Genomic DNA, 13,263 nt, shown 5'->3' on the forward strand with positions numbered 1-13,263 from the left:
CGTACCTATCAGCCCGCTTCACAGAACCGGAATACCGATGCCCCTCTTCGACCTACCGCTTGAGCAGCTCCGTAACTACACTTCCGGCGTCACCGCACCCGCGGATCTTGACGCCTTCTGGGACCGCACCATCAGCGAAGCCCGGGAATACCCGCTGGACGCGGTCTTCGAACCCGTGGACAACTACCTGACGGTGATCGACACCTTCGACGTCACGTTCGCAGGCTTCGGCGGTTCCCGGGTGAAGGGCTGGCTGCACCTGCCGGCGACCAGGCCCGCGGACGAGCCGCTTCCCGTCGTCGTGCAGTACGTGGGGTATTCGGGCGGCCGCGGGCTGTCGAACCAGGACACCAAGTGGGCGCAGGCCGGCTACGCGCACTTCATCATGGATACCCGGGGGCAGGGCTACGGCGGACTCCTGGGCCACACGGCGGACCCGCATCCCTCCGCGGGCGATGTGGCGCACGCGGGACTCATGACCCGCGGTGTCGGAAGCCGCGAGGACTACTACTATCGCCGGGTCTACGTGGACGCCTTCCGTGCGGTGGAAGCGGCGCAGGCCCATCCCGCCGTCGATGCCTCACGGGTTGTGGTGGCGGGAGTCAGCCAGGGCGGCGGTATCACCGTTGCCGTGGCCGGCCTCGCAGCCGGGAGGCTCGACGGCGTGATCGCGGCGCTGCCGGATGTGCCGTTCCTGCAGGACTTTCCCCGCGCCATCGACATCACGCCGCGCGGGCCCTATCCCGAAATCGCCGCGTTCTTGGCCCGCCACCGCGACCGCTACGAGCCGATCCTGGCCGTGCTGAACTACTTCGACGGCGTCAATCTGGGACGGGCGGCAACGGCCCCGGCGCTGTTCTCGGCCGCGCAGGCGGATGACATCTGCCCGCCGTCGACGGTCTTTGCCAGCTTCAATGCCTACGGAACAGCCGCTGGAAACGAGGCTCCGGCGAAGGAGATCGAGGTGTACCGCTTCAACAACCACGAGGGCGGCCAGGAACACCAGTGGAACCGCCAGCTGGAGTACCTGCGCAAGCTGCTCGGCTGAGGTTCCGCTTCTCCGGCCCACCCAACTGACTCGCACTTAACGCTGCGAAATCGCGTTTTCGGAGCGTTAACTGCCAGTCAGTTGGGGGAGGGCCGCGCGGTTAGGGCTCCGCAATATGAGGTCGCGAAATGAGCATGAATTTGCGGACGGTGCGTGCGGCGGTTATGGTCGTGGCTATGACTAACCGTTGGTATGCGTATTTTTCGTTGGCTCTGGAGGGGCCCGCGTCTAACTGACACGCATCCAACTTTCCTTCAGAGCCAACAGGGCAGAGATCATTCTCTGCCCTTCGCCATTTCTCCGGCGGGTTCTGATCTGGGCCCGCTCCGCACCATCCGGAACAGGACCCGCACACATGAGCACCGCAGCAGCCACCGAAACACAGCCTTCCACTTCCCCGGAAACCAAAGGTTCCCCGGAAGGCCCTGCGTCCGCGCAGAAATCCACCTCGAACCTGCGCGTCAGCGAATTCCAGGCCCTGCCGTCGCCCCAGGACATGATCGCTGAACTGCCGCTGGACGCCCGGGTGGCAGACGTCGTCGAACGCGGCAGGGACGAAGTCCGGGCCATCATGGACGGCGTGGACGACCGCCTGCTGGTGATCGTGGGACCCTGCTCCATCCACGACCCCAAGGCCGGCCTGGAATACGCCCGCCGGCTGGTGAGCCAGGCGGAGAAGCACAAGGAAGACCTGCTGATCGTCATGCGGACCTACTTCGAGAAGCCGCGCACCACGGTGGGCTGGAAGGGCCTCATCAATGATCCCCACCTGGATGGCAGCCATGACATCGCCACCGGACTGCGTGCCGCCCGCCAGTTCCTGAAGCAGGTCACGTCGCTGGGCCTTCCCACGGCCACGGAGTTCCTGGAACCAATCAGCCCGCAGTACATGGCAGACCTCGTCTCCTGGGGCGCCATCGGTGCCCGCACCACCGAAAGCCAGATCCACCGCCAGCTGGCCTCCGGACTGTCCATGCCCATTGGATTCAAGAACGGGACCGACGGCGACCTCCAGGTTGCGGTCGATGCCTGCAGCGCCGCCGCGGCATCCCAGGCCTTCCTGGGGATCGACGGCGATGGCCGGGCCGCACTCGTGGCCACCGCCGGCAACCCGGACACACACGTGATCCTCCGCGGCGGACGCAAGGGCCCCAACTACTCCGCGGCGGACGTCGAAGCGGCCTCGGCGAAACTGGCCGGCAAGCAGCTCAACCCCCGGCTGATCGTGGACGCCAGCCACGCCAACAGCGGCAAGAGCCACCACCGCCAGGCCGAGGTGGCGCTCGAAATCGGCGCGCAGCTGGAAGACGGCGGAGCGGCGGCCGCGGCGATTGCCGGCGTCATGCTGGAGAGCTTCCTCGTGGGCGGGGCGCAGAACCTCGATGTGGCCGACCACGCGGCCGGCACTGACGCACTGGTCTACGGCCAGAGCGTGACGGATGCCTGCATGGAATGGGACGTCACGGCGTCGGTGCTGGGCCAGCTGGCAGCATCCGCGCGCAAGCGGCGTGGCGCGCTGGAGGGCTGATTTTCCCCCGGATCCGCCGAAAACTGGTACCGCCCAATGACTTTCACAATGGCACCATCAGCCACTAGAGTAACTAGCACAGGGTAGGTTGATGGCTCAGCATCGGCACACCGCAATGGGGTTTCAATGGGGTTGCCTTTATCAGCTGTTAACAAAGGAATAAGGGAAATGTCCGCAGAGTCGAACTTCTCGAACGCTCAGTTCTTGACTGTGGCCGAAGTGGCCGAGCTCATGCGCGTTTCCAAAATGACCGTGTACCGCCTTGTCCATTCCGGAGAGATGCCGGCCGTCCGCTTCGGCCGGTCCTTCCGGGTGCCGGAGTCCGCCGTCGAACAGTACGTCAAGGGTGCTGTCGTGGAAGGCCAGTCGGACACCGCCTGAGCTGCCACAAACGGAGTGCGGTCAGTGGGTGCGCCGGATAAGCGGTACCCTGTTAGGGAACGTTTTTCGTTATTGTAAGAATCTGTTTGTTGTTTAGTCTGTTGCCTAGTCCACGGACCTCTTCCATCAGACAGGTACTCCATCTAGTTTGTAAGGAACTTTCGTGGGTTCAGTTATTAAGAAGCGTCGCAAGCGTATGGCCAAGAAGAAGCACCGCAAGTTGCTTCGTAAGACCCGCCACCAGCGCCGTAACAAGAAGTAGAGATACTTCCTACAGCGTGAGATGCCCGTTGCCTTTGGCAGCGGGCATTTTTCTTTGGGCCGGGTGAATCCCTGCGACGTCCGCTGCAAGGGCAGGCCTGGAGCTGGGGCGGGCCGCGACTAGGCGACTAGACCGTGGGGCCGCGGAAGCGCGTGAAGCCCCTCCAGAGGCCGTACACGGCCCCGCCAACCGTGGCCGCCTTCAGTCCGAGCGTGGCGGCGCGGCGTCCCGAGCGGAAGTCGTACACCGGCCAGTTGTTTTCGCGGGCGTGGCGGCGGAGCCGGGAGTCGGGGTTGATGGCCACGGGATGGCCCACCATGCTTAGCAGCGGGATGTCATTGTGCGAATCGCTGTAGGCCCAGCACCGTTGGAGGTCCAGGCCCTCGGCATCAGCAATGCCTTGGACAGCCACCGCTTTGGCCTGGCCGTGCAGGATGTCGCCCACCAGCCGGCCGGTGTAGGCACCGTTCTCGATCTCGCCCACTGTTCCCAGGGCACCGGTCAGGCCCAGCCGGGTGGAAATCACCGTGGCCACCTCGATGGGGGTAGCGGTCACCAGCCACACCATGCGCCCCACACGGAGGTGCTGCTGGGCCAGTGCCTTGGTGCCGGGCCAGATCCTGGACTCAATCATTTCGTCGAAGACTTCTTCGCCGAGGGCCTTGATGTCCTCCACCGTGATTCCGGCAGCCAGCGTCAAGGCCGAGTCCCGGACCGCGTGGACGTCATCCATGTTCTCGCCGCGGAGGACGAACTTGAACTGCTTCCAGGCCATCCCGGCCGCCTGCGGCAGGGTGAACGCGCCGCGCTGATGCATTTTCCGGGCTACGTGGAAGAGGCTGGCGCCCTTCATGAGGGTGTTATCGACGTCGAAGAAGGCAGCCTCGCCGTGCTGCAACGCACCGGCCGGCTGCCGGACTACGGCGACGTACTTCTCCTCGGGCATGACTTGAGTCTAGTCAATGGGCCGGTCCAGGCTGTCACGGGCCTGCCGTCGCGGCGGAGCGGCGGCCCGGGCTACGGTTGAGGCATGGCAAAACCCGACGTCGTCCTCATCACCAAAGCTGACTGCCACCTGTGCGAGGCGGCGCGCGACGCCGTCGAACGGGTCACTGCCGCCCTGGGACTTGAGTGGACGGAACAACTGGTGGACAACCATCCGGAGCTGCGCGAGCGTTACGCCGAAGAGATCCCCGTGGTCCTGGTGGACGGGATCCAGCGTGACTTCTGGAAGATCGACGAAACCCGCCTTGAGCGGATCCTTCGCCAGGCTGCGGCCAAATAGGCGCGGCGACTTCTGCTTTGTTGGCAGTGCGGACGGGGCTCTAGAGTGGACTCACAACGCGACGCAATGGAGCAGATAGTGACTTCGCTGGATTCATCCCCCGAGGCTGTTCACGGGGACAGCGGAACTGCGGCCAAGCAGATTCCGCCCGCGGCCGTGGCACGGCTGACCATCTATTTGCGCGCCCTCACCACCATGCTGGCCGAAGGCGTCGAACGCGTCTCCTCAGAGTCCCTGGCCGAAGCCTCCGGCGTCAGCTCGTCCACCCTCCGGAAAGACCTCTCGCATGTGGGGTCCTACGGCACCCGAGGCGTTGGCTACGAAGTGCAGTACCTCAGCCGCAACATCTCCGCCGCGCTCGGGCTCACCCGCGACTGGAAAGTGGCAATCGTGGGCGCCGGCAACCTCGGCAAGGCGCTTGCGCGGTACGGCGGCTTCGAATCGCGCGGATTCGACGTCGTGGCCATTTTCGATGCAGACCAGATGGTGGTGGGCAACGAGGTGGGCTGGCTGCGGGTCAGTGACGTCGCGGACCTCGAACCGGTCCTCCAGCGGACCGGCGCCAACATGGTGGTGCTGGCGCTGCCTGCCGCCGTGGCGCAGGGCGTGTGCGACCGCGTCATCGCCGCAGGAGTGCGGAGCATCCTCAGCTTTGCGCCGGTCATGCTCCAGGTCCCGCCGGGCGTGAACCTGCGCAAGGTGGACATGGCCACCGAGCTGCAGATCCTGGCCTACCACGCCCAGCGGATCCAGGCCCCGGAGGACGGGGAGTAGTACTGCCCTCAGCGGCCGTAGGGGTAGCCCGGCTGGCCGTACGGGCTTGCGAACGGGTGGTACTTCCTGAAATACGGCGCGGCGGAGGGTAGGTAGAGGAGCACCATTGCAGCCACTCCGGCGAGGATGGACGGCGTTCCGAGCCCCATTTGGAGAACGCCCAGCAGTGAGAATGCCGCCAGGATGGTGCCGAGGATCCGGGCCCAGTTCCGGCCCTTCCGGATGTTGAACGCCACCAGCGCATACAGCAGCACTCCGACGGCCGCGATCAGCATCACCATTCCAACGATGATGCCCTTGAGTGCCTCGAAATCCACGTCAGCCCGGCTGGCTGCCAGCCTGGCATCAAACGCCCGGCGCATGGCGGGGTCGTCGATGGAACCCAGCGAGAGGAGCACCGAGCCAACCCAGAGGAGGCAAGCAACGATTAACAGCCAGAAAGAGATGTTCACCAACGGGGGAGCGGCACTTGCCGCCGAGTTTCCCCGCTGCGGCAGCTCCGAGGGGTACACCGTGTACTGCTGGTTCCCGAACTGCTGCGGCTGCTGTGCCTGCGCGTACTGCGGCTGACTGTACTGTGGCTGACTGTTCTGTGGCTGCCCGTACTGAGCCGGTGCGCCGTACTGAGCAGGTTGGCCATACTGGGGCGCCTGAGCGAACTGCGGTGCCTGCGCGAAGGGCGACGGGCCCTGCCCGTACTGCGGCTGCTGGCCGTATTGCCCGCCGGACGGGGAATCGCCGGGGTACGACGGCGGGACGGGCGGAGTGCTCATGGTTGATCCTTTACGAGTCGGCTAACGGGCAATCAGCCACCGGGATCAGCCACGTCTTCCTGCCCCCAGCGTGATTTTGCTAACACGGTACCGTGTGCGGGGGCTTTCTGTGCATAGTTTGCGGCTCAATTTCGGCTCAAGGAACATCCGGGCAAACGCAGAGGGCGCGGACTCCGGGGCCGGCGACTGGTGTCGCCCGGGCCGTCCAAAGTCCACGCCCTCCGGCTGGAACTGTGGTGCTGGCAGGGTTAGCGGCCGTACGGGTTGCCCGGCTGCGAGTAGGGGCTGCCGAAAGGCTGCTGCTTCCGGAAGTACGGTGCGGACGCCGGGAGGTAAAGCATCACGATGGCGGCGATGCCAAGCAAAGCCGAGATGGTGCCGATGCTGAACGGAACCAGGCTGAAGATCGACAGGGCTGCGAAGACGGTGCCGAGGATGCGGGCCCAGTTCTTGCCCTTGCGCACGTTGAAGGCAACCAGGGCGTAGAGGCCGGCGCCGATGAGGCCGAAGACCACCATCATGCCGATCACAAGGCCCTTGATGGACTCAAAGTCGACGTCCGCACCGCTGGCCCTCATCTGGTCCTCGAACTGGTTCCGCATGGCGGGATCGTCCAAGGCAGGAATGGCTACCAGCATGGAAATGATGTACAGGACGCCCGCTGCGATGATCATCCAGAACGCGTTGTTGACCATTTTCGGCACACCGCCGGCGGCGACACCCTGTGGCTGTTCGGACGGGTACTGGGCATACGGGGACTGGCCGTACTGCTGCGGCGCCTGACCGAAGGGCGGCTGCTGCCCGTACTGCGGTGCTGCGGGGGGCTGCTGGCCGTACTGCTGCTGGCCGTACTGCGGTGCGTTCTGCCCGTACTGGGGCGCTGCGGGGGGCTGCTGGCCGTACTGCTGCTGGCCGTACTGCGGTGCGTTCTGCCCGTACTGGGGTGCTGCGGGGGGCTGCTGGCCGTACTGGGGAGCTGCCGGGGATTCCGGCGCGTTCTGGCCGTACTGCGGCGCTGCGGGGGATTCCGGCGCGTTCTGGCCGTACTGGGGAGCGTCGGGGCCGGGCTTGCCGTTCTCAGGTTCGTTCGGGTTGGCCGGGTTTGCTGGAGGCGTGCTCATAGTTGGTCCTTTGCGGGTCGACTACTGATTAAACGGGTACCGGGATCAGTAACGGTTCCCTGCCCCCAGCATGGTTTGGTTCAACCGTACCGCGCTCCGGCCCGGGGGTGGATCATTCGAAGGAGGTATTCTGGGCGGCCGATGGCGGCCGCCGGCGTCAGCGGCCGCCTTAAACACAGCACCCCGCTCCGTCGCGGTGACGGAGCGGGGTGCTGTGTACCTACGAAGCGAAGAAACTACGCGGCAGGTGCGATGAACGCGAGCTCGAGGTTGATGGCAACCTTGTCGCTGACCAGCACGCCACCGGCTTCGAGGACAGCGTTCCAGGTCAGGCCGAAGTCCTTGCGGCTGATGGTGGTTTCGGCGGTGAGGCCGGCGCGGGTGTTGCCGAAGGGATCCACGGCCACACCGTGGAGCTCGGTTTCGAGAGCCACAGGGCGGGTGACGCCCTTGATGGTCAGATCGCCCTGGAGTTCGTAAGCGTCGCCCTTGGGCACGATCGCGTTGGAAACGAAGGAGATTTCCGGGAACTTTTCGACGTCGAAGAAGTCTTCGCCGCGGACGTGGCCGTCGCGGTTGGCGTCGCCCGAGTCAAAGCTGGCGGTCTGGATGGTGGCGTTGACCTTGGAGTCGGCAACGTTCTCGGAAAGTTCCAGGGTCGCTGCGGCGTCCTTGAATTGGCCGCGGACCTTGCTGATGCCTGCGTGACGCACGGTGAAGCCGATTTCGCTGTGCGAGTTGTCGAGGGTCCAGGTGCCGGTGGTGGTGTTGGCGGGCAGTGCCATGGTGTTGCTCCTTGTGATCTTGGATTGAAAGTCTCTTGCGGAAGGACATCTGATCGCCAGCCGAAACTTCTTGGTTGAAGTCTCAACTAACTGCTTCACCCAGTATAAACATGCATTTGCATCTTTTATTCCAACTCCAGGGAACATTTTTCAAAACGTCTCAGTTCTACTCTCTGTAGAAGATTTCAGATCACCCGACATCTTTGAGAAACTGGTACACATGCCCCAAGCCACTGTTCATCTCCTTCGCCACGGCGAGGTCCATAATCCGGACGGCATCCTTTACGGACGGCTGCCGGAATTCCACCTCTCCGAACTCGGGCAGCAGATGGCCAAGACGCTCGCTGTGCACTTCGGTGAGCGCGTAGCCGGCGGGGCTAACATCGTGCACCTGGTGGCCTCGCCGCTCACTCGCGCGCAGGAAACCGCCCTCCCCATAGCGGAAGCGCTGAACCTCGAAATCCACACTGAGGCCCGCATCATCGAAGCTGAGAACCACTTCGAAGGCCTCAAGGTCAACAAGGCCGAGCTCCGCAAGCCAAGGCACTGGCCGTACCTGCGGAACCCCTTCGTTCCGTCCTGGGGTGAGCCTTACAAGGACCAGGCCGCCCGCGTCATCGCCGCGGTGCAGGACGCCCGCCGCCGTGCCATTGAGCTGGGCGGCGACCACGCCGAAGCCATCCTGGTCAGCCATCAGCTCCCCATCTGGTCCACGCGCCTGAGTGCCGAGGGCAAGCCCCTCTGGCATGATCCGCGCAAGCGCGAATGCACCCTGACGTCCATCACCTCGCTGGTGTTCGACGACGACGGCACCCTCCTCCGGGTCGATTACAGCGAGCCTGCTGCCGCGCTCCTGCCCGGCGCCTCGAACACTCCGGGGGCTTGAGCGTGGCCGGATCCCCCTTCGAGAAGGCAAACAATGCAGGTGATGGCGTGATGCGCTCCGCCTCGCGCCGCAGCGTCCTGGCCGCAGGCGGCCTGGGGCTGGCCGCCCTTACCCTGGGGCTTTCCGCGTGTGCCCAGGAGGACGCACTGGCCAAGCAGGCCAAAGCCGGGGACAACAAGAACTACGTGGCCGGGGACGGGTCCGTAACCGAATTCGCCGCTGCCGACCGGAAATCCGCCGTCACCATTAAGGGGACCCTCTTCGACGGCACCGCCGTGGAGTCCGCGGACTTCGTCGGCAAGGTGACCGTGCTCAACTTCTGGTTCGCTGCCTGTGCGCCGTGCCGCGTCGAGGCGCCGTCGCTGGAAGCCCTCCACCAGGAATTCAAGGAGCAGGGCGTGCAGTTCTACGGCGTGAACCTCCGCGATGAGAAGGCCGCCGCTGAGGCGTTCGACAAGACGTTCAACCTGACCTACCCCAGCTTCAATGACAAGGATGGCGGCGTACTCCTCGCTGTCTCCGGGCTGGTTCCTCCCGGGGCCGTCCCCACCACGCTGGTGCTGGATAAACAGGGCCGGGTTGCGTCCCGGGTCCTCGGCGAAATCCAAAAGGGCACGCTCAAGGCCCTCATTACCGCCGCCGTGGCAGAGTAATGGCGGCGTCCACACCGTGAACAGCCCCTTCGCCGAAGCCATTCTGAACGGTTCCCTGCTGCTTGCCATTCCCGTGGCACTGCTTGCCGGACTCGTCTCCTTCCTGTCACCGTGCGTCCTGCCGCTGGTGCCGGGCTACCTGGGCTATGTCACCGGACTGACCGGCGTGGACCTGGAGAAGCAGAAGCGCGGCCGGATGCTGGCCGGAATCGGCCTCTTCGTGCTCGGCTTCTCGGTGATTTTTGTCCTGCTGGGCGGAGCGTTCGGACAGCTGGGATCCATGATCAGCGGCGGCCAGAACGCCTGGATCACCCAGGTGCTGGGCATCCTCGTGGTCGTCATGGGCGTGGTGTTCATGGGCGGCTTCAGCTGGCTGCAGCGGGACGCCAAGATCCACGCCAAACCTCCCGCCGGGCTGTGGGGTGCACCGTTGCTGGGCATCACCTTCGGACTGGGGTGGGCGCCGTGCATCGGGCCCACGTACTCCGCAGTCCAGCTGCTCAGCATGTCCGGGGGCTCCTCGGCCGCGAAGGGTGCGTTCCTTGCCTTCGTCTACAGCCTGGGCCTGGGCATCCCGTTCCTGCTGATTGCCCTGGCCGTGCGCCGCGGTGTCGGAGTGATGTCCTTCTTCCGCAAGCACCGGCTCGCGATCCAGCGGATCGGCGGGGGAATCCTGGTGGTCCTGGGCATCCTGATGGCCAGCGGGGTGTGGGGTGCCTGGGTTGCCGGGCTGCAGTACTGGTTCCAAACCGATGTGAAATTGCCGATCTGATGAGCGAGCGAGTGAACGACAAGAAGAGACCTGCTCCTGCAGACAAAGCGGAGAACACTTCCCCCGACAACGCGGCAGAAACCCCCGTGGCCAAGGCCAAGGCGGAAGCCGCGCTTCCGGCGCTGGGTCTCATGGGCATGCTGCGGTGGGCCTGGACCCAGCTGACCAGCATGCGCACCGCGCTGTTCCTGTTGCTGCTGCTGGCCGTTGCCGCGGTACCCGGGTCCCTGTTTCCGCAGCGTCCGGCGAACCCCTCCATCGTCACGCAGTACATCAAGGACCACCCCGAGTACGGCAAGATCCTGGACTCCCTCCAGCTCTACGACGTCTACTCCTCCGCATGGTTCTCCGCCATCTACATCCTGCTGTTCATTTCGCTGATCGGCTGCGTTGTTCCCCGCGCGATTGCCCACTACAAGGCAATGCGCTCCCAGCCTCCGCGCACCCCGGCCAGGCTCTCCCGCCTGCCCGAGTACGGCACACTGGTGATCCCCGCGGACGCCGGGATCCCGGCGTCGAGCGCTATTGCGGACGCTGCCGCGAAGCTGAAGAAGCGCGGTTACCGCGTGGATGTCAGGGACGACGGCGGCGCACGGCCCTCTTTGGGGGCCGAGCGCGGCTTCCTGCGGGAAGTGGGGAACCTGGTGTTCCACACCTCGCTGATCGGCGTGCTGGTGTCCGTGGCCGCCGGCGGCCTGTTCGGGTACAGCGGGCAGCGGATCCTGGTGGAGGGCGACACCTTCGTGAACACCCTGGTGGGTTACGACCAGTTCACCCCCGGCACCAACTTCCAGAGCAGCCAGCTCCAGCCCTACTCCATCCAGCTGGACAAGTTCCAGATCACGTTCGACCGTGAATCCAAGGGCAAGTTCGGCCAGCCTATCGACTTCAAGGCGGACGTAACCACCCGGGAAACCCCGGACGCGCCGGCGGAGAAACAGGTGCTCAAGGTCAACGATCCCGTCAGCCTGGGCGGCACCAGCATCTACCTCACCGGCAACGGCTACGCCCCCGTGGTGACCATCCGCGACGGCGCCGGCAACGTCGCCATGCAGGGCCCGGTGGTGGCCAAGCTGCAGGGGGACAACTACTACTCTTCCGTGGTGATCAAGGTTCCGGATGCCAAGCCGGATCAGCTGGGCTTCGCCGGCTTCTTCCTGCCCACCGCGTTCGTCACCGAGGAAGGCGTTTCCTTCAGCGGGGACCCCGAGCTGATCAACCCGCAGCTCACCCTGAACTCGTACTTCGGCGACCTCGGGCTGGACGCGGGCTCCCCGCAGAACGTCTTCGAGCTCGACGTGAAGAAGCTGACGCCGCTCAACGCCCGGAACCTCGACGCCGGCGGCATCACTCTCGCTCCCGGCAGCACCTACACGCTGCCGGACGGCAAAGGCTCCATCAGCTTCGACGGCGTGAAGCGCTATATCGGCGTGGACATCCACCACAACCCGGGCCAGCTGTACGCCCTCATCTTTGCCCTGCTTGCCGTAGCCGGGCTGGTGACATCCCTGTACGTGAACCGCCGCCGGGTGTGGGTCCGCACGGGATCGCACCCGGACGGCCGCACCATGGTGGAGTACGGGCTCCTGGCCCGCGGCGAAGACCACCGTCTCGCGGCCGAAGCGGAGACCATCCGCGGACTGCTGGCGGACGAATGGGGCCTGGACTCCCAGAAAGCTCACAGCGGGCCGGGGGATAATGGCCCCGCGGACAGTGCCTCTTCAGGCAATGTCCCCAACGAAGCCTCCACGGAATCGCGCACAGAAGACTTCATCCAGTCAACAGCAGGCTCAGCCGAGTCGAAGAAGGACCAGTAATGCCATTTGGAATCAACGAAACCATGGGCCAGTACAGCGAGCTCTTTATGCTGCTGGCGGCCGGCACGTACACGGTTGCCTTTATCGCTTTCGCCTGGGACCTGGCGAAGAGCAGCAAAGCGCTCCGCGCCGTCGACCTCAAAGCTGCGGCCGCGGCGCAGGCGTCGGCGTCCGCCACGGCCAGAGTTCCGGTGGGCGCCGGCGTGGGGGCCGGAGGCTCCGTTGATCGTGCCGATGCCGACGTCGACCGCGCCGCTTCGGACGTCAGCGGACCGGCCGGCCGCGCCGAACGGCCGTCCTCGGCTACCGCCCGGGCGTCCAAGAGTGCCGGTTCAGGCGCCGGGCAGACGGCCGACGGCGACATGCGCTATGCCGCCGAACGCCGCGTTCCCGCCCGCGTTGCGGTTGCCCTGACGGTGCTGGGCGCCGTGATCCACGCTGCCGGTGTGGTCACGCGTGCCCTTGGCGCGGGCCGGGTGCCGTGGGGCAACATGTACGAATTCCTCACCACGGGTGCGTTCGTGGCTGTTGCCGTCTTCCTGCTGGTGCTGATCCGCCGCGACCTGCGGTTCCTGGGAACGTTCGTGATCGGCTTGGCCATCATCATGCTCGTCGCGGCCTCCGTGGCCTACTGGACGCCCGTGGGTCACCTGGTGCCGGCGCTCCAGAGCTACTGGCTGATCATCCACGTGTCCATCGCCGTGATGTCCTCAGCACTCTTCACACTGACGTTCGCGATGTCCGCCCTGCAGCTGGTCCAGGCGCACCGGCAGAAAACCATCGCGGCCGGCGGCGCGGACAAGCTGGGCTTCATGCGCCTGGTACCTTCCGCCCTGAGCCTGGAAAACCTGTCCTACCGCATCAACGCGATCGCCTTCGTGGGCTGGACCTTCACCCTCATGTTCGGCGCCATCTGGGCCGAAAAGGCCTGGGGCCGCTTCTGGGGCTGGGACACCAAAGAAGTGTGGACGTTCGTGATCTGGGTGGTTTACGCAGGCTACCTGCACGCCCGTGCCACCCGCGGCTGGACCGGCACCCGGGCCGCGTGGCTGTCGATCGTGGGCTACCTCTGCGTGATCTTCAACTTCACCATCGTCAACCAGTTCTTCAACGGCCTGCACTCCTACTCGGGGCTGTAGCCGGGCACGGGGCTCGCGCCTGGCTCACGTGCCGCGCGG

Annotated in this window: 15 protein-coding genes; 11 read left to right on the top strand and 4 right to left on the bottom strand. The window is 65.2% G+C overall.

Going from position 1 to position 13,263, the window contains the following annotated elements; all coding sequences use genetic code 11:
* Positions 1–37: 37 nt before the first annotated feature.
* The 4 genes from JOE31_RS05960 to JOE31_RS05975 all read left to right on the top strand — a co-directional run bounded on the left by JOE31_RS05960 (position 38) and on the right by JOE31_RS05975 (position 3,219).
* Complete coding sequence (locus tag JOE31_RS05960; RefSeq protein ID WP_209742583.1) at positions 38–1,048, top strand: acetylxylan esterase; 1,011 nt, start codon at positions 38–40, stop codon at positions 1,046–1,048.
* A 355-nt stretch (positions 1,049–1,403) separates the two neighbouring features.
* Positions 1,404–2,576 carry a 3-deoxy-7-phosphoheptulonate synthase gene (locus JOE31_RS05965; RefSeq protein ID WP_209742584.1) on the top strand — a complete coding sequence of 391 codons (1,173 nt, stop codon included), beginning with the start codon at positions 1,404–1,406 and terminating at the stop codon, positions 2,574–2,576.
* 168 nt (positions 2,577–2,744) lie between these two features.
* Positions 2,745–2,957 carry a helix-turn-helix domain-containing protein gene (locus JOE31_RS05970; RefSeq protein WP_043429999.1) on the top strand — a complete coding sequence of 71 codons (213 nt, stop codon included), beginning with the start codon at positions 2,745–2,747 and terminating at the stop codon, positions 2,955–2,957.
* Between the two features lie 163 nt (positions 2,958–3,120).
* Positions 3,121–3,219 carry a 30S ribosomal protein bS22 gene (locus tag JOE31_RS05975; protein ID WP_003792170.1) on the top strand — a complete coding sequence of 33 codons (99 nt, stop codon included), beginning with the start codon at positions 3,121–3,123 and terminating at the stop codon, positions 3,217–3,219.
* A 127-nt stretch (positions 3,220–3,346) separates the two neighbouring features.
* On the opposite strand, the gene JOE31_RS05980 is transcribed toward JOE31_RS05975, so the two are convergent.
* Positions 3,347–4,165 (bottom strand): HAD family phosphatase, encoded by an 819-nt coding sequence (locus JOE31_RS05980; protein ID WP_209742585.1) that lies wholly within the window; start codon positions 4,163–4,165, stop codon positions 3,347–3,349.
* Between the two features lie 84 nt (positions 4,166–4,249).
* On the opposite strand from JOE31_RS05980, the gene JOE31_RS05985 reads away from it, so the two are divergent.
* Together JOE31_RS05985 and JOE31_RS05990 are read left to right on the top strand one after the other, a co-directional pair.
* Entirely contained in the window at positions 4,250–4,504 is a 255-nt protein-coding gene (locus JOE31_RS05985) for a glutaredoxin family protein (RefSeq protein ID WP_209742586.1), read from the top strand.
* Positions 4,505–4,582: 78 nt separating this feature from the next.
* Positions 4,583–5,278, top strand: coding sequence for a redox-sensing transcriptional repressor Rex (locus JOE31_RS05990; RefSeq protein WP_209742587.1), 696 nt, complete (start codon positions 4,583–4,585; stop codon positions 5,276–5,278).
* Positions 5,279–5,286: 8 nt separating this feature from the next.
* Here the strand turns inward: JOE31_RS05990 and JOE31_RS05995 are convergent, their stop codons facing one another.
* The 3 genes from JOE31_RS05995 to JOE31_RS06005 all read right to left on the bottom strand — a co-directional run bounded on the left by JOE31_RS05995 (position 5,287) and on the right by JOE31_RS06005 (position 7,957).
* On the bottom strand, positions 5,287–6,051 hold the full coding sequence (locus JOE31_RS05995; protein ID WP_209742588.1) for a hypothetical protein: 765 nt from the start codon (positions 6,049–6,051) through the stop codon (positions 5,287–5,289).
* A gap of 248 nt (positions 6,052–6,299) precedes the next feature.
* Positions 6,300–7,172 (bottom strand): hypothetical protein, encoded by an 873-nt coding sequence (locus tag JOE31_RS06000; RefSeq protein ID WP_209742589.1) that lies wholly within the window; start codon positions 7,170–7,172, stop codon positions 6,300–6,302.
* 236 nt (positions 7,173–7,408) lie between these two features.
* Entirely contained in the window at positions 7,409–7,957 is a 549-nt protein-coding gene (locus tag JOE31_RS06005; RefSeq protein ID WP_011693121.1) for a YceI family protein, read from the bottom strand.
* Positions 7,958–8,177: 220 nt separating this feature from the next.
* Here JOE31_RS06005 and JOE31_RS06010 point away from each other — a divergent pair, with 220 nt between their 5' ends.
* The 5 genes from JOE31_RS06010 to ccsB are packed head-to-tail and all read left to right on the top strand — an operon-like array spanning position 8,178 to position 13,224.
* Positions 8,178–8,843 carry a histidine phosphatase family protein gene (locus tag JOE31_RS06010; RefSeq protein WP_209742590.1) on the top strand — a complete coding sequence of 222 codons (666 nt, stop codon included), beginning with the start codon at positions 8,178–8,180 and terminating at the stop codon, positions 8,841–8,843.
* Positions 8,844–8,893: 50 nt separating this feature from the next.
* Complete coding sequence (locus tag JOE31_RS06015; protein WP_209748180.1) at positions 8,894–9,496, top strand: TlpA disulfide reductase family protein; 603 nt, start codon at positions 8,894–8,896, stop codon at positions 9,494–9,496.
* Between the two features lie 16 nt (positions 9,497–9,512).
* On the top strand, positions 9,513–10,268 hold the full coding sequence (locus tag JOE31_RS06020; RefSeq protein ID WP_209742591.1) for a cytochrome c biogenesis protein CcdA: 756 nt from the start codon (positions 9,513–9,515) through the stop codon (positions 10,266–10,268).
* The gene (locus JOE31_RS06025) at positions 10,268–12,085 is read left to right on the top strand and encodes a cytochrome c biogenesis protein ResB (RefSeq protein ID WP_245199002.1); all 1,818 of its coding nucleotides are present in this window, start codon (positions 10,268–10,270) and stop codon (positions 12,083–12,085) included. The genes JOE31_RS06020 and JOE31_RS06025 overlap by 1 nt, the downstream gene beginning before the upstream one ends.
* The gene (ccsB, locus tag JOE31_RS06030; protein WP_209742592.1) at positions 12,085–13,224 is read left to right on the top strand and encodes a c-type cytochrome biogenesis protein CcsB; all 1,140 of its coding nucleotides are present in this window, start codon (positions 12,085–12,087) and stop codon (positions 13,222–13,224) included. Before JOE31_RS06025 ends, ccsB begins: the two co-directional genes overlap by 1 nt.
* Positions 13,225–13,263 lie beyond the last annotated feature (39 nt).

The sequence above is a fragment of the Arthrobacter sp. PvP023 genome (assembly GCF_017832975.1).
Taxonomy (GTDB): Bacteria; Actinomycetota; Actinomycetes; order Actinomycetales; family Micrococcaceae; genus Arthrobacter.

What these genes read in the sequence shown, in the direction of transcription:
- JOE31_RS05960 (WP_209742583.1), top strand. Translation starts at nt 38, where the DNA reads ATGCCCCTCTTCGACCTACCGCTTGAGCAGCTCCGTAACTACACTTCC.
- JOE31_RS05965 (WP_209742584.1), top strand. Translation starts at nt 1,404, where the DNA reads ATGAGCACCGCAGCAGCCACCGAAACACAGCCTTCCACTTCCCCGGAA.
- JOE31_RS05970 (WP_043429999.1), top strand. Translation starts at nt 2,745, where the DNA reads ATGTCCGCAGAGTCGAACTTCTCGAACGCTCAGTTCTTGACTGTGGCC.
- JOE31_RS05980 (WP_209742585.1), bottom strand. Translation starts at nt 4,165, where the DNA reads ATGCCCGAGGAGAAGTACGTCGCCGTAGTCCGGCAGCCGGCCGGTGCG.
- JOE31_RS05985 (WP_209742586.1), top strand. Translation starts at nt 4,250, where the DNA reads ATGGCAAAACCCGACGTCGTCCTCATCACCAAAGCTGACTGCCACCTG.
- JOE31_RS05995 (WP_209742588.1), bottom strand. Translation starts at nt 6,051, where the DNA reads ATGAGCACTCCGCCCGTCCCGCCGTCGTACCCCGGCGATTCCCCGTCC.
- JOE31_RS06000 (WP_209742589.1), bottom strand. Translation starts at nt 7,172, where the DNA reads ATGAGCACGCCTCCAGCAAACCCGGCCAACCCGAACGAACCTGAGAAC.
- JOE31_RS06005 (WP_011693121.1), bottom strand. Translation starts at nt 7,957, where the DNA reads ATGGCACTGCCCGCCAACACCACCACCGGCACCTGGACCCTCGACAAC.
- JOE31_RS06010 (WP_209742590.1), top strand. Translation starts at nt 8,178, where the DNA reads ATGCCCCAAGCCACTGTTCATCTCCTTCGCCACGGCGAGGTCCATAAT.
- JOE31_RS06015 (WP_209748180.1), top strand. Translation starts at nt 8,894, where the DNA reads ATGCGCTCCGCCTCGCGCCGCAGCGTCCTGGCCGCAGGCGGCCTGGGG.
- JOE31_RS06025 (WP_245199002.1), top strand. Translation starts at nt 10,268, where the DNA reads ATGAGCGAGCGAGTGAACGACAAGAAGAGACCTGCTCCTGCAGACAAA.
- ccsB (WP_209742592.1), top strand. Translation starts at nt 12,085, where the DNA reads ATGCCATTTGGAATCAACGAAACCATGGGCCAGTACAGCGAGCTCTTT.